We start from the raw sequence: 24,905 nt of genomic DNA, 5'->3' as shown, positions 1-24,905 counted from the left end.
CATGCGTATTCGTTCGTTCATTCTCCGGTCCGTGCTGGCCGGCCTGCCGCTGGCGGCGGCCATGAGTGGCGCCGCGCATGCCCAGTTCGTCGGCGACGCCTTCTTCGTCGATCCTTCGGTGACGGCGGTGGCCGGCGCCGAGGGCGCCATACAGGTGGCCGTGTTCTCCGGCACCCAGGCGGTGGGGGCGGCCCACGCCACGGTCACCTACGATCCGGCGGCGCTGGAGATCCTGGCCATCGAGCCGGTGGCGGCCGGCCGCGTCACGCCGGCCGTCCAATGGCGCAAGGACGGCAACGTCCTGCATATCGTGATGGTCAACGGCACGTCGCTGACGCAGCCCATCGGCACCGTGCCGCTGGGCAACATCCGCTTCAAGGTGCTGGGCCCGGCGCAGGCCACGACCACGCTGACGGCCAAGGCGACCGAGATCCTGAAGCCGGATGCGACGGCCATTCCGCCGGGTGCCGATGGCTACGACGGCGAGGTGACCTTCGTCGAGTCGGTGGCGTCGCCGGCGCCCCGGTTGGCGGGGGTGGTCCAGAAGTCCTCCAGTCCCGACCTGGTGTCGCGCGCGCGGCGGATGCGGCCGGCCGGCGGCACGGTGACGCTGCAGGTCGCCAACGGGTCGGGGCAGGCGCAGCCGGTGCAGGTTCGGATACCGGCCGCTACGGCGCCCAGGGAGTAAGGAAAAGGAAGGTTCGAGCCGGCGCCCCGCCGGCTCAGCCCGCCGTCAGGCTGTCCAGCAACTGGACGGCCAGGTACCCCAGTAGCGCCAATGCGATGACGGCCTGGAACACCGCGACGAACCCGAAGAGCAGGGGCGTTTCCCGGCGCCGGATGGTGCGCGGCGGGATGACGAGTTCGCCCTCGCGCAGCCCTTGCAGGTAAAGGGGAAGAAACGCCAGCGGCAGGCACAGCAGGAGGGCCTGCATGAGGCTGTCGGGCAGCGCGATCCATCCCTGCTGCCTGGCCCAGGCGGCAAGCACGATGGCGGCGAGCACCCCGGCGAAGATGGCCTGGCGCATGGAACGGCTCCTGGGATGACCGGAGGGATGAGGAAGTCTAACAGCCCTGGCTGCCATTGTTTTGGTTCCCGCCGCGGCGATGGTACGCTTGGCCGCGGCTGGATGTTCCGACCGTGCAGTCAGGACTTGCCGGCTACATTCCAATAAGACCTGCGGAGACTTCCTTGAACGCCCTTGTGCGCATCATCCCGTTCGCTTGTAGCCTGGCCGCTGCCGGAACCAGCCTGGGCGCGACCCCCGATTCCCGGGACATCCTCGAAAGCGCCAATACGCAGGCCGCGCAGGTGCAGGCCGCGCTGGATTTCTGCAAGCGGGATGCAACCCCGGTCGTCCGGGCCCTGGATGGATTGATCGGCGCCGCGGGCCTGTCCTTGCCCCAGCGCGACCACTTGCGGCGCGCCTACGAGCAGGCGAAGCGCGACGAGACGGCGCGCATCGCCGGCATCGCCAGCCAGAAGGGCTTCGCCCAGGGCGCCTGTCCGGCCGCGACGCTGGATACGCTGGACAAGCAGACGCCCGTCATCGTCAAGTCGCTGGACGACATGCGCCGCGGATGGCGGCAAACCGCGGCTCCAGCTCCAGCGCCCGTGCAGGCCGCCGACATCGCACCTGGCAAGTACACCTGCTACACCTTCGATGCAGGCCAGTTGAACTACGCCTATACCGATGTCGTCGTGCAGAAAAGCGGCCAGTACGCGGTGGGCGCCAAGGGCGGCAGCTATCAGCTGAAGGATGGCCGCGTCAGCTTCACCGGGCCGCTGTCCAACGCGACCGGACGCTACGCGGTCAAGCAGACCGGCGTGCCGCAGCTAGACCTCGTGTTCAACGGCGACAACCGGGCGTCGATGACCTGTCCGCGCGGTCGCTGAGCGGGAAGTTATCGCCGCCTTAGTTGCCGGGCTGGCCGGCGGGGCCTTCCGCGGCCGGCGCCGCCGCGGCCGGTGCATCGTTCCGCGCGACCTCGGCGGCGCCCGCGGGACCTTCCTTGGCTTTCTCGACGGCCGCCAGGCTTTGCGTGGGCTTGCCATCCTCGCGATGCATCCGGTCGAAGACCTGGGGCTCGCCGAAGATCAGTTGTACCCAGTCGGGATAGTTGTAGGCCACGCCCTTGCTGTGGTCGATGATGGCACCGATGCCGCCGCCGATGATGATGTTGCCGAACATGCCGGCGCCGGCGCGAGAGATCAGCCGGCCGGTGGCTGCTGCCGGCTCGCCGTCCTTCTTGCAGTCGATGGAGAGGTCTTCCGAGGATTTCCTGACCGAGACCGTGGCCGGGGTCGTGGCATTGAAGACGCCCCGGTCATTGGACAGCGTGCACGCCGCGCCCGCCACGCTCTTGCCGTCCTTGTCGAGTGTTTCGACCCGCAGGGTCTGCATGCTGTCGCTGGTGATCGACGCGCATGCGCCCAATGCGCCGATGCAGGCCGCGGCCATGGCTGAACGAATGAACATCTGCAACTCCCCCGGTGCTTTTCTATGAGGGAGTGAATGTAATGAAATATTTCAGAAGGAGCAAACGCCGGCGCCCCGGCACTGGCCGGGGCGCCGGCGATCAGAACGGCTGCGCCGTGGCCGACGCTTCCATTTCCGCGCCCTGGCTGGTCGAGCAGAACGACGGGTTGTACTGATAGACCCAGTTCGTCTTCGGAATGGCGGTGGGCGCCGTCCAGGAATTCATCCGGGTCATGGTGTCGAAGATGAGTTCGGAACGCTGGGTGACCTTGGTCGTGAAGTCGCCGCCGCTGGCTTCGACCGTGAACGAGGCCTCGGCCACGACGGGGGTGCTGTCGTTCTCGTTCAGGTACCAGAGCGAGACGGTGAAGTCGGCCCCTTGCTGGCCCAGGTCGCTGTCCGGACCATCGTAGGTTTTCTCCCAGATCGACAGGCCGCCCACCACGACGAGCGGGTCGTCCCGCACGACGTCCAGGCCGGTCGCGACGGGATAGAGGTCCGTGACGTCCTTCATCTTGTTCAGGTTCTTGCCGTTCGAGAAATCCTGCTTGGTCGAACGGGAATAGGCCGTGGCCGAGGCGGTCTTGTCCATCTCGAACTTGGAGTCGGCGCCCGATTCGCTGCCGGCGATGGTGACGCCCGCGGCAGCGGACTGGGAGGTCGAGCGGAACTTCAGCGTCGATTCGCGCTTGTCGCTCACGCGTTCGCGGAAGGAATAGGACTGCGCGCGCAGCTGGCAGCTGCCCGGCGAGTCATAGAAGCGCACGGTGCGTTCCTTGTCCTTGGCGAAGCTGCCGCCGATGCTGCGGTCGAAGCCGGCGGAGGCCAGCGCGGCCTTCAGGTCGGCCAGGTACGCGTTGGACGCGTTCTTGGGATGGTCCGCGAACAGCGCGGGCTTGAGCAGCACCTTGTATTCCCGCGATGTCGGGACGTCGGCCTGCGCCGCTCCGACCATCGCCCACGCCGCGCCCAGCGCCGCGACCTTCAGCCATGCCATGGTTTTCTCCTTTGTAGGGACCTCGCGCCCGCGGGAATGATCGTCGGCGCGTGTGTCAGGCATGTGTCGGCCGCATCGATCGATGATACGGCAGGCCGGGTCAGTCGATCGCCTGCGCCCACGGTTCGCCGACGAAGTGCGTGGTCAGGTACTCCATCAGCGCCTGCACGCGGGCCGGCCTGCCGCGTCCGGGCGGCGTGACGAGGTGCAGCGCGATGGGGTCGACCTGCCAGTCGTCCATGGCCGTTTCCAGCGTGCCGGATTGCAGGTCCTGCCAGGCCAGGAATTCGGGCTGCAGGGCCAGGCCGGCGCCGGCGCGCAAGGCGGGCGTCAGCGCCTCGGCATTGTTCACGCGCAGCGGCGTGGGCATGGCCTGGGTGAATTCTCCATGGCGCGCATGGCGGAAGCGCCAGCTCGACCCGCCGCGCGCGTAGGCGTACTGCAGCGCGCGATGCCGGGCGAGTTCACGCGGATGCCGGGGCCGTCCGTACTGTTCGAAGTAGGCGGGGGAACCCACCAGCAGGATGCGCACGGTGCACAGCCGGCGCACGAGCAGGCTGGAGTCTGCCAGCGTGGAAATGCGCAGCGCCAGGTCGAAGCGCTTTTCCACCAGATCGACCTGTTCGTCGCTGAAGTGGACATCCAGGTTGACCTCGGGATAGCGCGCGAGGAACGGAGGCAGTACCGGCGCCACGTGCGAGATGCCGAAGGACATGGGTGCGGTCATCCGTATCGGCCCGCGCGGGCTGCTGGACTGCTCGGCCACTTCCGCCTCGACGGCCTCGCCCTCTTCCAGGATGCGCGAGGCGCGCTCCAGCGCGGCCAGCCCGCTCTCGGTCAGGGAGATGCGGCGCGAGGTGCGGTGGAACAGCACGGCCTTCATTCGTCCCTCCAGGCGTGAGACCGCCTTGGAGACGGTGGCCTGGGACAGAGACAGTTCGGCCGCCGCCCGGGCGAATGACCCGGTTTCGGCCACCTTGGCGAAGATCGCCCAGGCTTCCAGGTCGGGGAGTCTGCTCATGGATTCCTCTCGAATGCGTCGGTGTAGACCTAAAAAATGGAAAGTATGGTTTTCAATTAATTCTATTTCAATGGTGCCGACGAGTTCTTATAGTTCTCTACATCGAAGCAAACGAAAGCGGAGAACATCATGATCGAACGTCGTCCCTACGAGAGCCTGGGTGGAGCCAACCACGGATGGCTCGATGCCAAGCACCATTTCTCGTTCGCCGGCTATGTCGACCCGGCCCGCATGAACTGGGGCGCCCTGCGGGTCTGGAACGATGACACCATCGCCCCGGGCACCGGCTTCCCGGCGCATCCCCATGCCGACATGGAAATCATCACCTACGTCCGGGAAGGCGCCATCACCCATCAGGACAACCTGGGCAGCCGCGGCCGCACCGAGGCGGGGGACGTCCAGGTCATGAGCGCGGGTTCGGGCATCCGGCACTCCGAATACAACCTGGAACCCGGCGTGACGCGCATCTTCCAGATCTGGATCTTTCCGGACAGCCGCGGCGGCCAGCCGTCGTGGGGGGCCAAGCCGTTTCCCAAGGGCGACCGTTCTGGCCAGTTCGTCGCGCTGGCCAGCGGCATGCAGGGAGACGAGGATGCCTTGCCCATTCGCGCCGATGCGCGGGTTTCCGGCGCCACGCTGAAGGCGGGCGAGACCGCGGAGTACCGCCTGGGAGCCGGCCGCTACGGCTACCTGGTGCCGGCCACCGGCCGCGTGGACGTCAACGGCGTGGAGTTGCGGGCGCGGGACGGCGCCGCGATCCGGGACGAGGACGTGATACGCCTGACCGCCATCGAAGATACCGAACTCGTCCTCGTGGACGTGGCCGGCTGACACATTTCCTGATCGTTTCCCCAACGGAGAACCGCCATGTCTCATTATCTAGACGTCCTGACCCCGCAGAACAGCCAGATCATCTTCATCGACCAGCAGCCGCAGATGGCTTTCGGCGTGCAGTCGATCGACCGCCAGGTCCTGAAGAACAACGTCGTGGCGCTGGCCAAGGCGGCCAGGGTGTTCGATATCCCGACCACCCTCACGACGGTGGAGACCGACAGCTTCTCGGGCAACACCTACCCCGAGCTGCTGGCGGTGTTCCCGCAGAACAAGATCCTCGAACGCACCTCGATGAATTCGTGGGACGACCAGAACGTGCGCGACGCGCTGGCCGCCAACGGGCGCAAGAAGATCGTCGTGTCGGGGCTTTGGACTGAGGTCTGCAACACCACCTTCGCGCTGTGCGCGATGAAGGAGGGCGGCTACGAGATCTACATGGTGGCGGATGCCTCGGGCGGTACGTCGCTGGATGCGCACAAGTACGCGATGGACCGCATGGTGCAGGCGGGCGCCGTGCCGGTGACCTGGCAGCAGGTCATGCTGGAATGGCAGCGCGACTGGGCCCGCAAGGAAACCTATGACGCCGTGACCGGCATCGTGAAGGAACATTCGGGCGCCTACGGCATGGGCATCGACTATGCCATCACCCACGTGCACAATGGCGCGGAGCGCGTCCAGCACGGCGAGCGGATCGGCCCCAACCCGGCCAGGTAAACCTCCGCGCGCGTGCCGGCTCCCGGCCGCGCGCGACAGTCGATCGTCGAGGTCAGCGATGAAACTCTATGTACTGTCATTGGGGGCCGGCCTCTTGGTCGGCATCGTCTACAGCCTGCTGAACGTCCGCTCGCCCGCGCCTCCGCTGGTGGCCCTGGTCGGCCTGCTGGGCATCCTGGTGGGCGAACAGGTCATCCCCGTCGGCAAGCAGTGGCTGGCCGGGTCCGCGTTCATGTCCGCTTGCGACAAGTCCTCGGCCGTCGCGCACGTGTTCGGCCAACTGCCCGGCCGCAACCAGGCCGCGCCTTCCACCCGGTCCACCGAGGAGCAATCATGAGCGCATCCACCGCCGACCTCATCCTGCGGCATGGCCGCATCACCACGTTGGATCGGGCCAATCCGTCGGCCTGCGCCGTCGCGGTCAAGGACGGGCGTTTCCTGGCCGTGGGCGACGATCGGGAAATCATGGCCCTGGCGGGGCCGGCGACCCGGATCGTCGATCTGGGCGGCCGCGGCGTGCTACCCGGATTGATCGACAACCACACCCACGTGATACGCGGCGGGCTCAACTTCAACATGGAGCTGCGCTGGGATGGCGTGCGTTCGCTGGCCGACGCGATGGACATGCTGCGCCGGCAGGTCGCGATCACGCCGCCCCCGCAGTGGGTGCGCGTGGTGGGCGGTTTCACCGAGCACCAGTTCGCCGAGAAACGCCTGCCGACCATCGCCGAGATCAACGCGGTGGCGCCCGATACGCCGGTCTTCCTGCTGCACCTGTATGACCGCGCGCTGCTCAACGGCGCGGCGCTGCGAGCGGTAGGCTATACCAGGGATACGCCCGAGCCGCCGGGCGGAGAGATCACGCGCGACGCCCAGGGCAATCCCACGGGGCTGTTGCTGGCCAAGCCGAACGCGCAGATCCTGTACGCCACGCTGGCCAAGGGCCCCACGCTGCCGTTCGACTACCAGGTCAACTCCACGCGGCACTTCATGCGCGAGCTGAACCGGCTGGGGGTGACCGGCGTGATCGATGCCGGAGGCGGTTTCCAGAACTACCCCGACGATTACGCGGTGGTCCGGAAACTGGCCGACGACGGCCAACTGACGGTACGCCTGGCCTACAACCTGTTCACGCAGAAGCCGAAACACGAGAAGGAGGATTTCCTGAACTGGACCTCCAGCGTTACATACAAGCAGGGCGACGATTACTTTCGCCACAACGGCGCGGGCGAGATGCTGGTGTTCTCGGCCGCCGATTTCGAGGACTTCCGCCAGCCGCGTCCCGAGATGCCGCCGCAGATGGAAGGCGACCTGGAGGAGGTGGTGCGCATTCTGGCGCAGAACCGCTGGCCGTGGCGCCTGCATGCGACCTATGACGAGACCATTTCGCGCGCGCTGGACGTGTTCGAGAAGGTCGACCGCGACATTCCGCTGAAGGGCCTGAACTGGTTCTTCGATCATGCCGAGACCATCTCCGACCGGTCCATCGACCGCATCGCGGCGCTGGGCGGGGGGATTGCCGTGCAGCATCGCATGGCCTACCAGGGCGAGTATTTCGTCGAACGCTACGGCGCCGCCGCGGCCGAGGCCACGCCGCCCATCGCCCGCATGCTGGAGAAGGGCGTGAAGGTGTCGGCGGGTACCGACGCCACGCGCGTGGCGTCCTACAACCCCTGGGTGTCGCTGGCCTGGATGATCACCGGCAAGACGGTGGGCGGGCTGTCGCTGTATCCGCGGCGCAATTGCCTGGATCGCGAGACGGCGCTGCGCATGTGGACCGAGAAGGTGGCCTGGTTCTCGAACGAGGAAGGACGGCGGGGCCGTATCGCCCCTGGGCAGTTGGCCGACCTGATCGTGCCCGACAAGGATTTCTTCGCCTGCGGCGAGGACGAGATCTCCTTCCTGACCTCGGAGCTGACCATGGTGGGCGGCCGCATCGTCTACGGCGCGGGTGGCTTTGCCGGCCTGGACGACAACCCGTTGCCGCCGCCGATGCCGGACTGGTCTCCCGCGCGCGTGTTTGGCGGCTATGGCGCCTGGGGCGAGCCCGAGGGCGCGGGCCGCCATTCGCTGGGCTACCGCCGGGTGGCCGCGTGCGGCTGCGCGCAGGCCTGCGGCCTGCATGGGCACGAGCATGCCCGGGCCTGGGCGTCGAAGCTGCCGGTGTCCGATGCGCGGGGTTTCTTCGGAGCGCTGGGCTGCTCCTGCTGGGCCGTCTGAGGAGGACGCGACGTGAGCGTAGCGGTCAAGAGCACTTCCCAGGGCGGCTTCGGTCCGCTGAAGCAGAAGCTGTTCGCCGTGCTGTGGGGCGCGACGATCATCGGCAACACCGGCAGCTTCATCCGCGACGTGGCCAGTTCCTGGCTGATGACGGACCTGTCGACCTCGCCCACGGCGGTGGCCATGGTGCAGGCCGCCGCCACGCTGCCCGTCTTCCTCCTGGCCATTCCGGCCGGCGTGCTGTCGGACATCCTGGACCGGCGCAAATTCCTGATCGCGATCCAGGTGCTGCTGGCCTGCGTCAGTATCAGCCTGATGCTGCTCACGGCCTGGGGCTTGCAGACCATCGGTTCGCTGGTCGCGCTGACCTTCCTCGGCGGCATCGGGGCGGCGCTGATGGGGCCGACCTGGCAGGCCATCGTGCCCGAGCTGGTGGACAAGAAGGACATCAAGAATGGCGTGGCGCTGAACTCGCTCGGCATCAACATCGCGCGCGCCATCGGCCCCGCGCTGGGCGGCTTGATCCTGGCGAGCCTGGGCGGTGCGGTCACCTACGGCGTGGACGTCATCAGCTATGCCTTCGTGATCGCCGCGCTGCTGTGGTGGCGCCGGCCGCCCACGCCTCGCGACGAACTGTCGGAGCAGTTCCCGGGCGCGTTCCGGGCGGGATTGCGCTATGCGCGGGCCAGCCGGGAACTGCACGTCGTGCTGGTGCGCGCGTTCTGTTTCTTCGCGCTGGCCAGTTCGGTCTGGGCGTTGCTGCCGCTGGTGGCGCGCGGGCTGCTGGGGGGCGGGGCGGGGTTCTACGGCATTCTGCTGGGCGCCGTGGGCATGGGCGCGATAGGCGGGGCCGTGGCCATGCCCAAGCTGCGCGACAAGCTGGATGCCGACGGCCTGCTGTTGACGGCGGCGCTGGTGACGGCGGCGGTCATGGCTGGCCTGTCCTTCGCGCCGCCGCAGTGGTTGGCGGTGGTGGGCCTGCTGGTGCTGGGGGCGGCGTGGATCACCGCACTGACCACGCTCAACGGCACGGCGCAGGCCATCCTGCCCAACTGGGTGCGCGGTCGTTCGCTGGCCGTCTACCTGACCGTGTTCAATGGCGCGATGACCGCTGGCAGCCTGGCCTGGGGCGCGGTGGCCGAGTGGGTAGGCGTGCCCGCCGCCTTGCTGGCGGGCGCCGCGGGGCTGGTGATCGTGGGCGTGGTGTCCCACGTGCTCAAGCTGCCCAAGGGCGAGGCCGACCTGGTGCCCTCGAATCACTGGCCCGAACCCTTGACGGCCGCGCCGGTGGAGAATGACAGGGGGCCGGTGCTGATCCTGGTCGAGTACCGGATCGACCCCGCCGATCGCGTGGCCTTCCTGCGCGTGCTGGAGCGGCTATCGGCCGAGCGGCGCCGCGATGGGGCCTATGCCTGGGGTGTGACCGAAGACGCGGCCGAGCCGGGGCTGATGCTGGAATGGTTCCAGGTGGAGTCCTGGGCCGAGCATCTGCGCCAGCACAAGCGGGTCTCGAAGGCCGATGCCGATATCCAGGCGGAGGTGCTGCACTTTCACCGGGGGCCGGAGCGGCCCGCGGTGCGCCACCTACTGGCGGTTCATAGCCGGACGGCAATCTGATCGTATGTGTCCGAGATGTCGATCGTCTCGGTCGCGGGTTCTTCGCCGGCGTGCCAGGCCTCGGCTTGCTGGCTGTCCTGCAGAGCGGCCTCGGCGGCGGCCGGGCAGTCGGTCTGCAGTCCGCCGGGGTAGAGCATGAAGCCTTGCGGAATGCCAAGCTGGCTGAAGCGCATGACCCACCGGGTCTGGCATCGCAGGCAGACATAGCGGAGCTGATAGACGGGCGGGGGCTGCGAAGGATCCAGCGTGGTGCGTGCGACTTCCGTGGCTTCGAGACGAAGGTGGGAGTGCGGCGGGCAGTTGGGCTGGCAATCGAACAGCTGATCGCAGCTCTTGCAGACAAGGGAACTGAGTTTCATGCGTGCTTCCTTGGCCGAGCGCTAGGGGCTCTGCGGCTAAGCCGAGATGACGCACGGGCATGGGTCTTGGATAGAAGGATGGCGGACAGGCTCTTGGCGAGCGCTTTTCACAGGCTCGTTCGGAGGATAAAGAGGTGTCGCGTGCTTGGGTAGGCAAAGCTCCCGATACTAGCCATCGGTTCCATCGGGGCGCGGTCGCGGCGGCCGCGCCCCGGACCGCTCAACGCGCCGGTTGCAGCGTGATGCTGTCCGCCTTCAGGCTGTCGACCTTTTGCCGGCTGAAGGCCATGGGGAAGAGTTCCCCCTTGACCCACAGCGGCAGCAGGTTCTTGTAGTAGGGGCTTTCGGGATCGGATGACTGGCCCGGCACGTTCATGGCCAGCGAGTTGTCCCAGTTGCCCACATCGATGGCCTGCCGGTAGGACGCGCCGTGGATCTTGCGGAAATCGGCGCCATAGGCGCCCAGGTACACCGTCTCGATGTTGCCGCTCATCGGATAGCGTTCGGTCCCCAGCGCGGCGCGCTGGCCGGCCGGCAGCAGCGCCGCCAGCTGGTGGTCGAACTTGATGTGGAACAGGTCCCCCCATTTCCACTTGGCGGGATCGTTGCCCAGCACCTCCTTCAGGTTGGCGAGCCCCGCCTTCAGCGCATCGACCAGCAGCGCGTCGCGGCCCTGGACGGGTTCAGCACCGAAGGTCGCGTCGGGTTCCTTGAGCTTGTTCATCACCAGCCGCTTGTCCAGGTCGCCGAACGTGTCGCGGCTGGCGGCCGGCACGTACAGGTCCGAGACCTTGGCGACGATGACGTACTGCCAGAACTCATAGATGGTGGCGGCCACCGAGTCGGCGGACATGCGGTGGTTCCAGGCCTTGAGCCGTTGCAGCGCGTCGGCGACCTCGGCATCGGGCGAGGACAGGCCCGATGCCAGGCCCATCAGCTCGCGCGCGGGGATGGACAGATCGTCGTACTGCAGCTTGGCCGTGTCCTGTACGGTCAGGCCGCGCGCGCTGCCCAGGACCTCGCCGATGCGCTGCACCCGATTCGGGTCCGACCATTCGCGTGCCGACATGTCCTTGCGCGCATAGTCGTCCGGCACGTTGTACTCGTTGGCCGTGGCGTAGAACCCCTTGGCCGGATTCAGCACGCGCGGCAGCGAGGTGCCCGGCAGGATGCCGTCCCATTCGTAGGTGCCGTCGCCCGGGACCGGTAGCAGGCCCGACCATCCGGCCTTGGGCCGGATGGGGGCGAGCGCGCCGCCGAACCAGCCGATGTTGCCGTCCACGTCGGCATACACCATGTTCTCGCCGGGGGTGTAGTGGCGAGCCATGCCGGCGGTGAACTCGTCCCAGTTCCGCGCCTGGTTCAGGCGCAGGCTGGCCAGGTAGGCGGCGGTGCCGGGAAACTCCAGGTAGGCGGCGCGCACGGCGTAGGCCTTGCCCCGGGCGGCGTCCTCGTGCAGCACGGGGCCGTGGCGGGTGAATTTGATCGTCGCCTTCACGTCGGCCTGGCCCCGCACCTTGATCGTTTCCTCGATCCGGCGCATCTTTTCCCACTTGCCCTGGTAGCGGTATTCGTCGCGGTTGGCGGGATTGGTCTCGTAGACGTACAGGTCCTCCTCGTCGCCGAACGAGAAGATGGTCAGGCCGAAGGCGACGCGGTCGTTGTGTCCGATGGATACGCCGGGCAGCGCCGGCTCGCCCGCGCCGATGACGTTCCAGCCGGGCGAGTTCAGGTGCACCATGTAGCGCAGCGAAGGCATGGACAGGGCCCGGTGCGGATCGTTGGACAGGATGGGTCTGCCCGATGCGGTGCGCGCGCCCGAGATCGTCCAGTTGTTGCTCTCGTAGCGGGCGATGCGGCGCGTGTTGGCGCGGGCCATGCCCTCGGCCGCGCTGCTGGCGGCGGCGGGCTCGTCGGGACCCGACAAGGCCTTGGCCAGCGTGTCGCGGGCCTTCGCGCCCAACGGACTGCCGGGGAAGTCGCTGGCCTGGAAGCGCGCGGCGGCATGGCCGAGGTTGTAGGCGTTCATGATCGAGCCATCGATCTGCGACAGGTCCACGCCGCCGGGCACCTGCAGGTCGATGGGCGGTTCGAACAGGCTGAGTTCCTGCACCTTCTTCGCGCCCATCGCCGTGACGTCGCGCGCGAGAGCGACTTCGGAACCGATGTTGCGGGTGATGCCGTACTTGCGCACCAGCACCGTTTCCGGACGCCAGTGGCCGGGTTCCGTGCCTGTGAGCCGGAATTCCAGGGGTAGCCTGGACGGATCGGCCTTCACCTGGTCGATGTAGGCGTTGATGCCGGCCACGAAAGCGGAAATGATGGCCTGGCTTTGCGGATGGTAGCTGGCGTATTCCTTTTCCAGGTCGCCCCGGTACAGGAACATCCGGGCTGCCCGGTCGGCTTCGACGAAGCGCGGTCCGAACTGTTCGGCCATCCTGCCTTCGCCCTGGCGTCGCCATTGGTCCAGTTGCCACAGCCGGTCGCGCGCGGCGTTGTAGCCCTGCGCGTAGAACATGTCTTCCTGGTTCTTGGCGTAGATGTGCGATACGCCGTATTTGTCGCGGATGATCTCGACGCTTTCCTTCAGGCCGGGAAGCGTGTTGCCGCCGCCGGGCGGCGGTGCCGGGTCGTCGTCTCCTCCGCCGCAAGCGGCCAAGAGCAGCGCGGCGCTGACCGAACAGGCCGTGGCGGTTCGTCTCCATGCGTGGTCCATCGATGTCTCCTGTCTAAAGGATAGATATGTGCCGCGCATTGCGAGCCGGAGCACGGTGGGGCTTTAGCAGGCGACGTACCCAGCCGGCAGGATCGTGCCATCCGGGCCTAACGCATTGATAGGAATGAGGATTTCTCTTTCGACGGGAGGGAATGGGCGGCACCGCTTTCCGGGATTCCGCATAAAGCGGGGCGGCGGGTTGGCGGGCCGCCGGAACGGCGGGCGCCGGTTGCCTAGGCCTGGGCGGCCAGCGGCCTGCCGCGTAATGCGCCGGGCGGCTGCCCGACCACGCGCTTGAAGGCCCGGCTGAAGGCGGCCAGCGAACCGTAGCCCAGGCGGTAGGCCACCGTTTCGAGGGGCTGGCGTTCCCGTTCTATCCATTGCACGGCAAGCTGCATGCGCAGTTCGGTCAGGTAGCGCAGCGGCGTCATGCCGGTCACGGCCAGGAAGCGTTCGGCAAAGACCGAGCGGGAGCTGCCCATCTGCGCCGCCAGCTCCGCGACCGTCCAGGGGCGGCCCGGATCGCGGTGCAGCGCGACGATGACCTTGCCCAGGCGGGGGTCGCGCAGCGCCTGCACCCAGCCCGTGGCATCGCCGCATCCGCACTCGACCCAGCCGCGCACGATGAAGGCGGACACCACGTCCGCCAGCCGCGCGAGGATGCCGGCGAAACCGGCGCGCCGTGTCCGCGCCTCGCGCTCCATGGCATCGAGCATGGGCCGGATTTCGGGGTAACGGTCGAGCAGGGTGCCAACCAGCATGACTTCGGGCATCGAGGCCACGAGCATCTGCATGCCGCCCAGATGGAACTCCATGCAGCCGCTGAAGACCAGCGGACCGCCGGCCGGGCAGGCGACCGGCTTGACCGCGCAGACCTGCTCGCAGATGTCGACCGACTCGAAGGCGGCGATGTCCCGGCTGGGCGTCTCGGGCGAGGACAGCAGTTCGTGCATCCCGCCATGCGGCAGCAGCACGGCATCACCTGTGTCGAGCCGGTGCAGCGCCCGGCTCGCGGTGCGCAGCAGCAGCGGGCCGCGGCCGACGAAGTGGAACTGCGCGCGCCCCGGCGCCTGGCCGAAACGCACGCCGCAGGGGGGCGCGAGTTCGATCCGCCGGTACTGGACGCCAACCAGCCGCATGCCGAGCAGCAGCTCACTGGCGGGATCGAAGTCGGGGACGGGTTGCAGGTCGGGCGTGTCCATGATTTCCGGACGATAGATCAATAAAACAGGATCCTACGTCATAGACAGTCCTGGCGTGCGGCCGATACGCTGCGGTTTTCGGCAATCCTGGAAGTCGTCATGAGTGAATGCATTTCTCCCGGCCGCCTGGCCGCCGCGCCGGACCGGCCCGCCTGGGGCGCGGTATTCGGGTTGGCGCTGGGCGTGTTCGGCCTGGTCACGGCCGAGTTCCTGCCCGCCAGCCTGCTGACGCCGATGGCCGCCAGCCTGGGGGTGACCGAGGGTCTGGCGGGGCAGACGGTGACGGCGACCTCGGCGGTCGCGCTGGTTGCCAGCCTCCTGATCGCGGCGGCGACGCGCGGCATCGACCGCAGGTGGGTGTTGATGGCGTTTTCCGTCCTGCTGATCGCCTCGAACCTGCTGGTCGCCTTCGCGCCCAGCCTGGCTGTCATCCTGTTGGGACGGGTGCTGCTGGGCATCGCCATCGGCGGGTTCTGGACGATGTCGGCCGCGACGGCGATGCGGCTCGTGCCCGAGGCCATGGTGCCGCGTGCGTTGTCCCTGATCTTCGGCGGCGTGTCGGTCGCGACGATCGCGGCGGCGCCGCTGGGCAGCTATTTCGGCCATCTGCTCGGATGGCGCAACGTCTTCCTGCTGGCCACGTCGCTGGGCGTGGTGGCGTTGATATGGCAGGCCCTGACCTTGCCGCGCATGGCGCCCTCGGGCACCACGCGCCTGGGCACGCTGGTCGATGTGTTGCGGCGGCCGGGCGTGGCGCTGGGCATGGGGGCCTGTATCATGGTTTTCACCGGGCACTTCGCCTTCTTCACCTATCTGCGGCCGTTCCTGGAAAGCGTGCCCGGCGTGGACGTCAACGGCCTGTCGGCCATGCTGCTGGGATTCGGCGTGGCCAATTTCGTCGGCACGTCGCTGTCGGGCCTGCTGCTGCAGCGCAGCCTGCGCATGACGCTGCTGCTGATGCCGCTGGCGATGGGCGGCATCGGCCTGGTTCTGGCCGCCACGGGGACGCTGCCCTGGATCGCGGCCGTGCTGGTCGCGCTGTGGGGCATGGCCTTCGGCGCGGTACCGGTGGCCTGGTCCACCTGGTTGACGCGGGTCGTGCCCGACGAGGCCGAGAGCGGCGGCGGGCTGATCGTGGCGGCCGTGCAACTGGCCATCACCGTAGGCGCGGCCGCAGGCGGCGTGGTGTTCGACGCGGGAGGCGCGCACGGCGTCTTCGCGGCCAGCGCGATGCTGCTGCTGGGGGCGGCGCTGGTGGTGTTCAGGGGGTTCTGGCGGCGGCCGGTACTGGCCGCCGCGCCCCTGGCCCGATAAGGCTCCAGGCCCGCGGCCGGTACGCTAGCCCAGGCCGGCGTTGGCGCCCAGCACCGCGAGGGCGGTCATGTTGATGATGCGGCGGACCGTCGCGCTGGACGTCAGGATGTGCACCGGCGCGTTCACGCCCAGCAGGAAGGGCCCCACCGCCACGTTGCCGCCAGCGGCGGTCTTGAGCAGGTTGTAGGCGATGTTGCCCGCGTCCACGTTGGGGCAGACCAGCAGGTTGGCTTCGCCCTTCAGCGTGGAGGACGGCAGAATGCGCAGCCGCAGGGCCTCGTCCAGCGCGCAGTCGCCGTGCATTTCGCCGTCCACCTCCAGGTCCGGCGCCTGTTCGCGCAGCAGTTCCAGCGCGCGGCGCATCTTGCCGCCCGACGCGGAACTGCCCGAGCCGAAGTTCGAGCGCGACAGCAGCGCGGTCTTGGGTGCCAGGTCCAGCCGGCGCATGGCCTCGGCCGCCGCCTGCGTGTATTCGGCGATCTGCTCGGCGCTGGGGTCGTCGTTGACGTGCGTGTCCACCAGCGCGATGGTCCGTTCGTTCAGCAGCAGGATGTTCATCGCGGCGTAGACGCCGTGTCCGGGCCGCCGGCCGATGACCTCGTCGACGAAACGCAGGTGGTCGTGGTAGGCGCCCACGGTGCCGCAGATCATGCCGTCGGCGTCGCCCAGGTGGACCATCATGGCGCCGATCAGGGTCATGCGGCGGCGCATCTCCACGCGCGCCATCTCCTTGGTGATGCCGCGGCGGCACATCTTTTCCCAGTACGTCGTCCAGTACTGGTGAAAGCGTTCGTCGAACTCGGGATTGGTCACCTCGACGTCCTGGCCCAGGCGCAGACGCAGACCGAATTTCTCGATGCGCGCGAGCAGCACGGCGGGGCGGCCGACCAGGATGGGCTTGGCCAGCCCTTCGTCCACGATCACCTGCACGGCCCGCAGCACGCGCTCGTCCTCGCCCTCGGTGAACACGATGCGGGCCTTGCCGCCGTCGCGCACGAAACGCTTGGCGTTGGCGAACAGCGGCTTCATGAAGGCGCCTGAGCGGTAGACGAACTGCTGCAACTGCTCGGCATACGCGTCCAGGTCCGCCAGCGGGCGGGTTGCCACGCCGCTCGCCATCGCGGCGGCGGCCACGGCGGGCGCGATGCGCACGATCAGGCGCGGATCGAAGGGCTTGGGGATCAGGTAGTCGGGGCCGAAGCGCAGGTCATAGGTGCCGTACGCGGCGGCCACCACCTCGTTCTGTTCTTCCTCGGCCAGGGCGGCAATGGCGTGGACCGCGGCTTTCTCCATTTCGCGCGTGATCGTGGAGGCGCCTACGTCCAGCGCGCCCCGGAAGATGTAGGGAAAGCACAGCACGTTGTTGACCTGGTTGGGAAAATCCGAGCGCCCCGTGGCCATGACCACGTCGTCGCGCACGGCGTGGGCGGCGTCGGGAAGAATCTCGGGCGTGGGGTTGGCCAGCGCCAGGATCAGCGGCCGGGCGGCCATGGCCGCCACCATGCCGGGCTTGAGCACGCCGCCGGCCGACAGCCCCAGGAACACGTCCGCGCCGGCGATGACCTCGGCCAGCGTGCGGGCGTCGGTCGGCTGCGCGAAGGACGCCTTCTGTTCGTCCATCAGCACCGTGCGTCCCTCGTACACCACGCCTTCGATGTCGGTGACCCAGATGTTCTCGCGCGGCAGGCCCAGGTCCATCATCAATTCCAGGCAGGCCAGGGCCGCGGCGCCCGCGCCGGAGGTCACGACCTTGACCTGTCCGATGTCCTTGCCGACCACCTTCAGGCCGTTGATGAACGCGGCGCTGACCGTGATGGCGGTGCCGTGCTGGTCGTCGTGGAAGACGGGGATCGTCATGCGCTCGCGCAGCTTGCGCTCGACGGCGAAGCACTCGGGCGCCTTGATGTCCTCGAGATTGATCCCGCCGAAGGTCGGGCCCAGCGAGGCGATGATGTCCACCAGCTTGTCCGGGTCGGTCTCGTCGATCTCGATGTCGAATACGTCGATGCCGGCGAATTTCTTGAACAGCACGGCCTTGCCTTCCATGACCGGCTTGGAAGCCAGCGGGCCGATGTTGCCCAGGCCCAGCACTGCGGTGCCGTTGGAGATCACGCCCACCAGGTTGCCGCGGGCGGTGTAGCGGAAGGCATTGGCGGGGTCGGCGACGATTTCCTCGCAAGCGGCGGCGACGCCCGGCGTGTAGGCCAGGGCGAGGTCGCGCTGCGTGACCAGCGGCTTGGTCGGGTAGATCGACACTTTTCCCGGAACGGGGAATTCATGGTAGTCGAGGGCGGCCTGGCGAATCGTGGTGCTCATCTTCCTGTCCTTCCGTGCCCTGGGGCATAGGTTTGCATCAAGATCCCGCCATTCTAGGCAGCGGTTATCATTGAAATATTCTAATTGGCGATATATCCATAATATTTAGCTGATATCTCGGCGACTCCTGGCATGCCGGATTCCGTATTTCCCTCTGATGACGTGGTCCGCCGGCTGGTTTCCCGGCTGAAGATGCGTCACCTGCAACTGATCGTGCAGGTCTATCGGCTCGGCTCCCTGACGCGCGTGGCCGAACTGATGGCGACCAGCCAGCCGGCGGTGACCAATGCCTTGTCGGAACTGGAAGCCATGTTCGGCGCGCCGCTGTTCGTCCGCACGGCGCGTGGCATGGCGCCCACCGACATCGGGCGGATCGTGGCGGGCCGGGCGCGGGCCATGCTGCAGGATCTGGGGCATCTGGTCCGCGACATGGAGGCTTCCAGCGCGGGCCTGGCCGCGCGCTTGCACGTGGGGGTGACGCCCTTCGTGTCCGGGCGGTTGGTGGCCGAGGCTGTCTCCGCCGTGCAGGCGGAGCCCCGGCGGCTGGCCGTGCGCATCCACGACGGCACCAGCGAGAGCCTGTTGCGCGCGCTGCGCGATCACGCGCTGGACGTGGTCATCGCGCGGGCAAGTCCCATGCTGGATTTGCAGGGGCTGGCGTTCGAGCCGTTGTACCGCCAGCAGGCCCGGCTGATCAGCAACCGGCGCCTGGCGGCGCAACTGGGGCGCGCGCCGCTTTCATGGCACCGCCTGGCCGAACTCGACTGGGTCCTGGGCGAACCCCACACCGCGCTGCGCGAGCAGGTCGCCGGCCTGTTCATCGGGGCGGGCGTCACGCCGCCCGTGCCCATGACCGAAGGCTACTCCGCCAAGCTCATCGGCGAGATCATCGCCGCGTCCGAGCGCGCGGTCTCGCTGCTGCCCGCCGACATCGCCGAAGAACTGGTGCACGTGGCGGGCGTGGCCATCGTCCCGTATTCCATCGCCTGGAGCCTGCCGCCGATCGCGGCCATCGTGCGCGAGGACAGCGGCGAGAGCGAATCGCACCGGCGTTTCCTGGAGGCCGTGCGCCAGGCTTGCGGGGGCATGCGGCGGGACGCCCCGGATCCGGGGCGGCAGACCGAGTTCTGACGGGCGGCTAGCGCGCGCCGGCTTGGAGCAGGATGCGCTCGATGGCGGTGAAACCGCGTTGGCGGGCATGCCGCAGCGGGGTGACGCCGTTGCCGTCGGCCAGGTTCACATCGGCATGCGCATCGACCAGCAGGCGGACGATGTCCGTGTGGCGGGCGCCGCCCGTGCCCAGGATGATGGCTTCGAGCAGCGCGGTCCAGTGCAGATTGTTGACGTGGTTCACGTCCACGCCCGCCTTGATCAGCATGCGGACCGTCTCGACGTGGCCGCGTTCGGCGGCCGGGATCAGCGCCGTGCCGCCGTAGCGGTTGGTGCTTTTCAGGTCCGCCCCATGCGCCAGCGTCATCCGGAGGATTTCGTTGTGCCCCCGCGCGCCCGCATACAGGTAGGGGCTGTCGTTGATCCTGTCCTTGGCGTTGACGTCGGCGCCCGCGTCGATCAGGGCCCGGGCCGCTTCCACGTTGTTGCGGTGGGTGGCGGCCAGCAGGGGAGTGGCGCCCGCGGCATCGCGCGCTTCGATGTCCGCCCCCTGGCCGATCAGGGTGCGGACGTCGGCGGCCGTGCCCCGTTCGGCGGCGGCGCGCAACTGGCCGTCCAGGCTGGCGCCGTTCACGGGCGCCGACAGCGAGGCGAGCAGGGTCGCTGCGACCCCGAGGTGGATGGATAGGCGCTTCCACAGCATGCACGAGTCTCCTTGGATGAACGGAGACGTGATGTTAAGAGCGCCGTGGCGGATTGGAAAATCGTATATATGAATGGGCCGCAGTGGAAAAAGCTATGAATCCGGCAGGGTCAGGTGCGGTGCGCGGCCGGGTTGTCCACGGCTACCAATCGCAGGGGGTGGACGAATAGCGTCGCCTGGCAGCCGTGGCACCGGAAAAGCCGTCGCCCCGGGACGAGCCGCAGCCAGAAGCCCCGGGGCAGGCGCGATTTGCGTGCTTGGCACGGGCAAGGACGAAAAAGCATGGGAATCCTCAGGACTGTCCCGGCCACGTGCCGGGACAGCAATTAGAGGATGGGGCGAGTCCGGCGGCTATCCCGAGAAATGGGTAATCGGGGGCAGGTGGACGCGCAGGCGCGTGCCGCCCGCGTCCGACTCGATCTCCAGCCGTCCGCCTATGCGGGCGATGCGGGCCCGCATGCTGCGCAGCCCGATGCCCGCCATGGGGTGGTCGGCCAGCCCGACGTCGAATCCCGCGCCGTCGTCCTCGACGCTCAGCGCCAATACTCCGTGGCCGGCATCGGCCAGGGTCACGGTGATCGCGCTCGCGCGGCTGTGCTTGATCACGTTGGTCAAGGCTTCTTCAAGAAAGCGGGTCAGGGCGAGCAGGCGGGCCGGGTCCGGCTCCGCGGGCCAGTTCCCGGCGATCCGCCAGGCGCACCGGACCTCTTGTTCGTCGAACAGTTCGCCGTAGCGGCGCCGCAGCGGCGCGATCCAGTCCGCAGGCGAGGCCACGGCCGCGGGAGTGGCCGCGAAGCTCTGGTCCAGGATCTGCCGCAGGTCGTCCCGCAGGCTTTTCAGGATGGACACGTAGTGCTGCGGCGGCAGCGTGGCGTTGCCTGTTTCCGCCATGACGATGGATCGCACCAGCGAGCTGCCCAGGCCGTCATGCAGGTCGTGGGAGATCTGCAGCCGCTCGCTCAGCCGGGCATTGGCCACTTCCAGCTCGTGCTGCCGGCCCAACGTGTGCGTGAGTTCCCGCCGGGCCCGGTCGACGTGGTCGGCCAGTTCGCGGTTGAACCTTTCCACGCGTCCGAGGGTGGTGGTGAAGCTCCAGGCCAGGACCAGGGCCATGCCTATCATCATCAACGGTGCGGTGGCGGAGGTGTAGCCATGGACGTCGTCGATGATGCGCAGGAAGGCCAGCATGTCGTGGGTGACGGCCACCAGGAAACTCAGCATGCAGGCCGCCAGGAACAGGTGTTCGGGGCGGCGCGTGCGCAAGGCGTGTAGCTGGAATTGCACGCAGGTTCCGACGAACACGGCGGCATAACCCATCGCCACCAGATAGAACACGATCTTGGGCTGGACCGGCCCCAGTGCCAGCAGCGCGACGCACACCGCGCCCGTGAGGGTCCACAGCGCCCTTTCCAGGCGCGGGAACCGCTGGCCGCCGAAGCGCCAGGCGAACATGGCGAAGGCGCTGCAATAGATGGTGAACACCAGGGTGATCCACGTGGACCAGCCGTGCGTGGTGGCGAATGGCCAGGGGGAAGTGACGGCCGAATTCAGGCCGAACAGCAGCCAGGCCAGCGATGTCAGCGCATACCATCCATAGGCCTGCTCGTTGCGCCGCAGAAGCCAGACCACCAGGAAGAAGCAGCCCAGCGTGATGGAGATGATCAGGTTGACCTGCGGGAGGACGCGTCGCAGCAGCCATTCCCGTTCGTAGAGCGGGCGGATTTCGTCGGGCGGGCCGACGTGTACGCCGCCCAGCCCGGAGCTGTAGCGGTCGTAGCCCACCGCCCTGAACCACAAGGTGTTGGTGCCGGCGCGCAGCGCCGAGGGCGGCAGCAGGGAGTAGCGCGGCAGGTTCCAGCCGCGCGACAGGGGTTCGACCAGGCTTGCGTCCGCCCAGAGCGTATCGTCGTTGAGACGTCCCGCGCCTGCCATCGAGAGGTATTCGAGGAAGACGGCCACGGCCTGGCCGGGGCAGTGCGTCCATTCGACGCGGTACCAGACCGTGCCGTCATGCCCGGGCCAGCGCGTCGACCAGATGTCGGGCAGGGTGACGGTCTCCCAGCCCGTGGCGGGCGGCATGTCGGGGGCGTGGTCCGCGCGCGCGGCGCTGATGGAGGAAATCGCCGGACGGCAGGCATCCGCGCGGACCGTGTCCGCCAGGCCCAGCCAGAGCGCCAGGATTACAGCAAGCCAAGCGAGCGCGCTTCGTGGATCGCGCGCGTGCGGGACGTGACCGCTAGTTTCCGATAGATGTTCTTGATGTGGCATGCGGCGGTGTGGGGGGAGACGAACAGCTGCTCGGCGATCTCGCGATTGGTGTGGCCCTGGGCGACCAGTTCGAGGATTTCCCGCTCGCGTTTGCTCAGCGGCGCCTCGGCCGGTGCCGGGGCGGGCGAGGCGGGCGGGGGCAGCAGCGCCAGCAGGCGCCGGGCGACGAACGGGTCGATGGGCGCGCCGCCGCGCAGCACGCTGCGCAGGGACATCGTGATTTCCAGGTCGTCGCGTTCCTTCAGGACGTAGCCGGTGGCGCCCAGTTTCAGTGCCGCGAGGATCATGTCCTCGGTGGTGCAGGCCGAGATCACCAGGATGGCGGTCCGGGCATCGCGCCTGTGCAGCGTTTCGATCAACTCCAGGCCGCTGCCGTCCGGCAGGCCGAGATCGATCAGGGCGAGCGCGAAGCGGGCGTTGCCGTCGAAGTGGAAGCGGGCCTCGGCCAGCGTGGCGCATGAGACCAGCGCGCCTGGGGGGTAGCCGAGCCCGGTCAGCAGACTCAGGATCCGTTGGCGCATCGAGGGCTCGTCTTCGACGACGAGGACCGGTGCGGAAAGAGGGAGGTCGGTCATGGTGAAACGGAACTGGCGGGCCGGGAACTTTCCGTCGGCCGTGTCCCGTGCCTGGCAAGGGACGGTAACGCGATGTTGCGGATATGAGGACTGTACCACCACGAAATGAAAAACGGCCGCGCCGGCGGGTCCCGTGGGGATTCCGCCGGCGCGGCCGTACGTCCGGACCCCGGTGTCAGGCGTCCTGCCAGACCTCGGACGGAATCAGCACGCTGCCTTCGAACAGCCGGCGGGCGGTGCGGATCACCGCGGCGCGCCGGATGGTGGGCGTGGCGCTGACCAGGTCCACGTCGAGGTCGATGGAGATCGTGCCGGACGGATGCTCGATGCGCACCACGCCCTGCGGCGGCGTGCTGTCCAGGCCCGACAGCCGGGATGCGATGGTGCCCGGCACGGCGCAGGCGGAAGCCACGCACAGCGCGCCGGTGACGGCGTGCGCGCGGTGGCAGGAATAGGGCACGAAGTAGCGCGACGAGATCGTGCCGCCGTTCTGCGGTTCGGCCAGCAGCCCGATCTTGGGCACGACCGACGCGCTGACGTCGCCCAGCCCCATCAATTCGCCCGCCTTGCGCCGGATGGCCTCCATCCTGGCGATCAGTGCGGTGTCGGCATCGAGGTCCTCGGCGCTTTCATGGCCGGTCTTGCCCAGTTGCGCCGCCGAGAACAGCACCATGGGCATGGCGACGTCCACGCAGCTGACTTCGATGCCGTCGATCACATCCAGCGGCCGGCCGGTGGGCAGCAGCTTGCCGGTGATGGAGCCGATGGCGCTGCGGAAGTTCAGCTTGACGGGCGCGGCGGTGCCGGGCACGCCGTCGATCGCCGCATCGCCCGAGTAGGTCACTGAGCCGCCCGGCGTCTGCACGATGGCGTGGACTTCCGCCTGCGTGTTGACGTTGAAGATGCGCACGGTCGTCTCGTCGCCCTGCGCCGGCACCAGTCCGGCGTCGATGGCGTAGGGGCCGACCGCGCCCAGGATGTTGCCGCAGTTCGGGCGCGTGTCGACCAGGCGTTCGTTCACCAGGACCTGGGCGAACAGGTAGTCGACGTCTATGCCGGGGCGCTGTGAGGGGCTGATGATGGCGACCTTGCTGGTGAAGGGCGTGGCGCCGCCGATGCCGTCCACCTGGTAGGAATGGGGCGATCCCATGGCGGCCAGCAGCACCTCGTCGCGTCGCGCCGGATCGGACGGAAGGTCCGAGGCCAGAAAGAAAGGCCCGCGCGAGGTCCCGCCTCGCATCATGACGCACGGTATCTTCGTCTGCATGGTCATTCCACCTGGATCTTGGCGTCGGTCACGACGCGCTTCCAGAGCGTCAACTCCTTCTGGATCTGCGCCATCAACTGCTCGGGCTTGCCGATGGCGGGTTCTTCGCCGTTGGCCTTCAGTTGCTCCACGGTGTCAGGCAGCGCCAGCGCGGTGTTCATTTCCTTGTTCAGCCGCTGCTGGATGTCGGCGGGCAGGCCCTTGGGGGCGATCAGCCCATACCAGACGATCACCTCGTAGCCCGGTACGCCGGCCTCGGCCACCGTGGGGATGGACGGCTCGGCCTGGATGCGCTTGGGCAGCGTCTCGGCCACGACCTTCAGCCGGCCGCTTTTCATGTAGGGAAAGGCGGCGCCCGCGGTGCTGAAGAAGAGGTCGGTCTGGCCCGCCACGGTGTCCGTCAGGGCCGGGGCCGTGCCGCGGTAGGGCACGTGGGTCATCTCGATGCCGGCGGTGCGCTGGAACAGTTCCGTGGCCAGGTGGGAGATGCCGCCCTGGCCGGACGAGGCGTAGGTCAGGCCGCCCTTCTTGGTCTTGGCGAGCTGGATCAGGTCGGCCAGGCTGTTGACCGGCAGCGTGGTCGGCACCGAGATCAGGAGCGGGCCGCGCGCGATCATGCCGATGGGCGTGATGTCCTTGATCGGGTCGAACTTGATGGGATAGAGGCTGGGGTTGACGGAATAGCTGTTGGAGATCAGCGTGAGCGTGTAGCCGTCGGGATCGGCCTTCACGCCGGCTTCCACGCCCAGCTTGCCGCCGGCACCGGCGCGGTTCTCGATCACCACCGGCTGGCCCAGCGAGTCGCCCAGGCGCCGGCCCAGGGTGCGGGCGATGGCGTCGTTGCCGCCGCCGGGGGCGAAGGGCACGATCAGCTTGATGGGCTTGGTCGGATAGTCGGCTGCCTGCGCGGCCTGCCACGAGGTCGCGGCCAGCGTGCCCAGCAACGCGGACAGCAGGGTGCGGCGCAAGGCCTTGAACGCCGAACCGGCGCGAGGCGTGAGGGGGTACGTCATGTAGGTCTCCGGGGACGGTTCTTGTGTCTGGAATGGTTGAACTGCCGAGCAAGGCGCGTGCCATGGGCCGCGGCCGGCGGGGTATCCAGCGGCAAGTCTTTGATTCGTATGAAATTTCGAAGCGCGGCCGCGGTTCATGGTGGAGCGCTTCGGAATAAGTGGTGTTTCAATAATGTAAC

At 68.0% G+C, this 24,905-nt stretch carries 22 protein-coding genes; 9 read left to right on the top strand and 13 right to left on the bottom strand.

Annotated elements, in window-relative coordinates:
- The first annotated feature begins 1 nt into the window (after nt 1).
- Nucleotides 2-688 carry a cohesin domain-containing protein gene (locus WKR98_RS21550; RefSeq protein WP_124690823.1) on the top strand — a complete coding sequence of 229 codons (687 nt, stop codon included), beginning with the start codon at nt 2-4 and terminating at the stop codon, nt 686-688.
- A gap of 34 nt (nt 689-722) precedes the next feature.
- Here WKR98_RS21550 and WKR98_RS21545 read toward each other — a convergent pair whose 3' ends face one another.
- A complete protein-coding gene (locus tag WKR98_RS21545; protein ID WP_124690822.1) occupies nt 723-1,028 on the bottom strand; it encodes a hypothetical protein in 306 nt (101 codons plus the stop codon).
- A gap of 164 nt (nt 1,029-1,192) precedes the next feature.
- On the opposite strand from WKR98_RS21545, the gene WKR98_RS21540 reads away from it, so the two are divergent.
- Complete coding sequence (locus WKR98_RS21540) at nt 1,193-1,897, top strand: hypothetical protein (protein ID WP_341434630.1); 705 nt, start codon at nt 1,193-1,195, stop codon at nt 1,895-1,897.
- A 19-nt stretch (nt 1,898-1,916) separates the two neighbouring features.
- Here WKR98_RS21540 and WKR98_RS21535 read toward each other — a convergent pair whose 3' ends face one another.
- The 3 genes from WKR98_RS21535 to WKR98_RS21525 all read right to left on the bottom strand — a co-directional run bounded on the left by WKR98_RS21535 (nt 1,917) and on the right by WKR98_RS21525 (nt 4,498).
- Entirely contained in the window at nt 1,917-2,480 is a 564-nt protein-coding gene (locus tag WKR98_RS21535) for a hypothetical protein (RefSeq protein ID WP_238160159.1), read from the bottom strand.
- Between the two features lie 100 nt (nt 2,481-2,580).
- Entirely contained in the window at nt 2,581-3,477 is an 897-nt protein-coding gene (locus tag WKR98_RS21530) for a hypothetical protein (protein ID WP_341434629.1), read from the bottom strand.
- A gap of 100 nt (nt 3,478-3,577) precedes the next feature.
- The gene (locus WKR98_RS21525; RefSeq protein WP_124690819.1) at nt 3,578-4,498 is read right to left on the bottom strand and encodes a LysR family transcriptional regulator; all 921 of its coding nucleotides are present in this window, start codon (nt 4,496-4,498) and stop codon (nt 3,578-3,580) included.
- A 129-nt stretch (nt 4,499-4,627) separates the two neighbouring features.
- Here WKR98_RS21525 and WKR98_RS21520 point away from each other — a divergent pair, with 129 nt between their 5' ends.
- The 5 genes from WKR98_RS21520 to WKR98_RS21500 are packed head-to-tail and all read left to right on the top strand — an operon-like array spanning nt 4,628 to nt 9,883.
- Nucleotides 4,628-5,329, top strand: a complete 702-nt coding sequence (locus WKR98_RS21520; protein ID WP_124690818.1) for a pirin family protein — start codon at nt 4,628-4,630, stop codon at nt 5,327-5,329.
- A 36-nt stretch (nt 5,330-5,365) separates the two neighbouring features.
- Complete coding sequence (locus WKR98_RS21515) at nt 5,366-6,046, top strand: hydrolase (protein WP_124690817.1); 681 nt, start codon at nt 5,366-5,368, stop codon at nt 6,044-6,046.
- A 58-nt stretch (nt 6,047-6,104) separates the two neighbouring features.
- Nucleotides 6,105-6,383, top strand: coding sequence for a XapX domain-containing protein (locus tag WKR98_RS21510; protein ID WP_124690816.1), 279 nt, complete (start codon nt 6,105-6,107; stop codon nt 6,381-6,383).
- Nucleotides 6,380-8,266, top strand: a complete 1,887-nt coding sequence (locus WKR98_RS21505; protein ID WP_124690815.1) for an amidohydrolase — start codon at nt 6,380-6,382, stop codon at nt 8,264-8,266. The genes WKR98_RS21510 and WKR98_RS21505 overlap by 4 nt, the downstream gene beginning before the upstream one ends.
- Before the next feature lie 12 nt (nt 8,267-8,278).
- A complete protein-coding gene (locus WKR98_RS21500) occupies nt 8,279-9,883 on the top strand; it encodes an MFS transporter (protein ID WP_341434628.1) in 1,605 nt (534 codons plus the stop codon).
- Here the strand turns inward: WKR98_RS21500 and WKR98_RS21495 are convergent.
- The 3 genes from WKR98_RS21495 to WKR98_RS21485 form a co-directional block, all read right to left on the bottom strand.
- Nucleotides 9,862-10,242: a hypothetical protein gene (locus WKR98_RS21495; protein WP_341434627.1), complete on the bottom strand. Its 381-nt coding sequence runs from the start codon at nt 10,240-10,242 to the stop codon at nt 9,862-9,864. The two genes, WKR98_RS21500 and WKR98_RS21495, sit on opposite strands and share 22 nt — an antisense overlap.
- Before the next feature lie 220 nt (nt 10,243-10,462).
- On the bottom strand, nt 10,463-12,958 hold the full coding sequence (locus WKR98_RS21490; protein ID WP_341434626.1) for a penicillin acylase family protein: 2,496 nt from the start codon (nt 12,956-12,958) through the stop codon (nt 10,463-10,465).
- A 233-nt stretch (nt 12,959-13,191) separates the two neighbouring features.
- Complete coding sequence (locus WKR98_RS21485; RefSeq protein ID WP_124690811.1) at nt 13,192-14,160, bottom strand: AraC family transcriptional regulator; 969 nt, start codon at nt 14,158-14,160, stop codon at nt 13,192-13,194.
- A 99-nt stretch (nt 14,161-14,259) separates the two neighbouring features.
- Here WKR98_RS21485 and WKR98_RS21480 point away from each other — a divergent pair, with 99 nt between their 5' ends.
- Complete coding sequence (locus WKR98_RS21480; protein ID WP_124690810.1) at nt 14,260-15,474, top strand: MFS transporter; 1,215 nt, start codon at nt 14,260-14,262, stop codon at nt 15,472-15,474.
- Nucleotides 15,475-15,498: 24 nt separating this feature from the next.
- On the opposite strand, the gene WKR98_RS21475 is transcribed toward WKR98_RS21480, so the two are convergent.
- On the bottom strand, nt 15,499-17,790 hold the full coding sequence (locus WKR98_RS21475) for an NADP-dependent malic enzyme (RefSeq protein ID WP_124690809.1): 2,292 nt from the start codon (nt 17,788-17,790) through the stop codon (nt 15,499-15,501).
- A gap of 132 nt (nt 17,791-17,922) precedes the next feature.
- Between WKR98_RS21475 and WKR98_RS21470 the strand changes: the two genes are divergently transcribed.
- A complete protein-coding gene (locus WKR98_RS21470) occupies nt 17,923-18,921 on the top strand; it encodes a LysR substrate-binding domain-containing protein (protein WP_341434625.1) in 999 nt (332 codons plus the stop codon).
- Nucleotides 18,922-18,928: 7 nt separating this feature from the next.
- Here WKR98_RS21470 and WKR98_RS21465 read toward each other — a convergent pair whose 3' ends face one another.
- The 5 genes from WKR98_RS21465 to WKR98_RS21445 all read right to left on the bottom strand — a co-directional run bounded on the left by WKR98_RS21465 (nt 18,929) and on the right by WKR98_RS21445 (nt 24,726).
- Nucleotides 18,929-19,603 (bottom strand): ankyrin repeat domain-containing protein, encoded by a 675-nt coding sequence (locus WKR98_RS21465; RefSeq protein WP_341434624.1) that lies wholly within the window; start codon nt 19,601-19,603, stop codon nt 18,929-18,931.
- Nucleotides 19,604-19,954: 351 nt separating this feature from the next.
- Nucleotides 19,955-21,682: a sensor histidine kinase gene (locus WKR98_RS21460; RefSeq protein WP_341434623.1), complete on the bottom strand. Its 1,728-nt coding sequence runs from the start codon at nt 21,680-21,682 to the stop codon at nt 19,955-19,957.
- A 101-nt stretch (nt 21,683-21,783) separates the two neighbouring features.
- Entirely contained in the window at nt 21,784-22,446 is a 663-nt protein-coding gene (locus tag WKR98_RS21455; protein ID WP_341434622.1) for a response regulator transcription factor, read from the bottom strand.
- A gap of 175 nt (nt 22,447-22,621) precedes the next feature.
- The gene (locus WKR98_RS21450) at nt 22,622-23,713 is read right to left on the bottom strand and encodes a 4-oxalomesaconate tautomerase (protein ID WP_341434621.1); all 1,092 of its coding nucleotides are present in this window, start codon (nt 23,711-23,713) and stop codon (nt 22,622-22,624) included.
- A gap of 2 nt (nt 23,714-23,715) precedes the next feature.
- Complete coding sequence (locus WKR98_RS21445) at nt 23,716-24,726, bottom strand: Bug family tripartite tricarboxylate transporter substrate binding protein (protein ID WP_341434620.1); 1,011 nt, start codon at nt 24,724-24,726, stop codon at nt 23,716-23,718.
- Nucleotides 24,727-24,905: the final 179 nt, after the last annotated feature.

This window comes from Pigmentiphaga sp. YJ18 (assembly GCF_038066655.1).
GTDB lineage: Bacteria > Pseudomonadota > Gammaproteobacteria > Burkholderiales > Burkholderiaceae_B > Pigmentiphaga.
The sequence above is the reverse complement of the archived record's forward strand: the minus strand, read 5'-3'. Positions and strand labels throughout refer to the sequence as shown.

Coding starts and splice junctions, on each gene's coding strand:
- WKR98_RS21450 (WP_341434621.1), bottom strand. CDS start 23,713: ATGCAGACGAAGATACCGTGCGTCATGATGCGAGGCGGGACCTCGCGC.
- WKR98_RS21485 (WP_124690811.1), bottom strand. CDS start 14,160: ATGGACACGCCCGACCTGCAACCCGTCCCCGACTTCGATCCCGCCAGT.
- WKR98_RS21490 (WP_341434626.1), bottom strand. CDS start 12,958: ATGGACCACGCATGGAGACGAACCGCCACGGCCTGTTCGGTCAGCGCC.
- WKR98_RS21525 (WP_124690819.1), bottom strand. CDS start 4,498: ATGAGCAGACTCCCCGACCTGGAAGCCTGGGCGATCTTCGCCAAGGTG.
- WKR98_RS21470 (WP_341434625.1), top strand. CDS start 17,923: ATGCCGGATTCCGTATTTCCCTCTGATGACGTGGTCCGCCGGCTGGTT.
- WKR98_RS21455 (WP_341434622.1), bottom strand. CDS start 22,446: ATGACCGACCTCCCTCTTTCCGCACCGGTCCTCGTCGTCGAAGACGAG.
- WKR98_RS21480 (WP_124690810.1), top strand. CDS start 14,260: ATGAGTGAATGCATTTCTCCCGGCCGCCTGGCCGCCGCGCCGGACCGG.
- WKR98_RS21545 (WP_124690822.1), bottom strand. CDS start 1,028: ATGCGCCAGGCCATCTTCGCCGGGGTGCTCGCCGCCATCGTGCTTGCC.
- WKR98_RS21495 (WP_341434627.1), bottom strand. CDS start 10,242: ATGAAACTCAGTTCCCTTGTCTGCAAGAGCTGCGATCAGCTGTTCGAT.
- WKR98_RS21515 (WP_124690817.1), top strand. CDS start 5,366: ATGTCTCATTATCTAGACGTCCTGACCCCGCAGAACAGCCAGATCATC.
- WKR98_RS21530 (WP_341434629.1), bottom strand. CDS start 3,477: ATGGCATGGCTGAAGGTCGCGGCGCTGGGCGCGGCGTGGGCGATGGTC.
- WKR98_RS21465 (WP_341434624.1), bottom strand. CDS start 19,603: ATGCTGTGGAAGCGCCTATCCATCCACCTCGGGGTCGCAGCGACCCTG.
- WKR98_RS21460 (WP_341434623.1), bottom strand. CDS start 21,682: ATGCCGCCCGCCACGGGCTGGGAGACCGTCACCCTGCCCGACATCTGG.
- WKR98_RS21535 (WP_238160159.1), bottom strand. CDS start 2,480: ATGTTCATTCGTTCAGCCATGGCCGCGGCCTGCATCGGCGCATTGGGC.
- WKR98_RS21505 (WP_124690815.1), top strand. CDS start 6,380: ATGAGCGCATCCACCGCCGACCTCATCCTGCGGCATGGCCGCATCACC.
- WKR98_RS21475 (WP_124690809.1), bottom strand. CDS start 17,790: ATGAGCACCACGATTCGCCAGGCCGCCCTCGACTACCATGAATTCCCC.
- WKR98_RS21520 (WP_124690818.1), top strand. CDS start 4,628: ATGATCGAACGTCGTCCCTACGAGAGCCTGGGTGGAGCCAACCACGGA.
- WKR98_RS21550 (WP_124690823.1), top strand. CDS start 2: ATGCGTATTCGTTCGTTCATTCTCCGGTCCGTGCTGGCCGGCCTGCCG.
- WKR98_RS21445 (WP_341434620.1), bottom strand. CDS start 24,726: ATGACGTACCCCCTCACGCCTCGCGCCGGTTCGGCGTTCAAGGCCTTG.
- WKR98_RS21510 (WP_124690816.1), top strand. CDS start 6,105: ATGAAACTCTATGTACTGTCATTGGGGGCCGGCCTCTTGGTCGGCATC.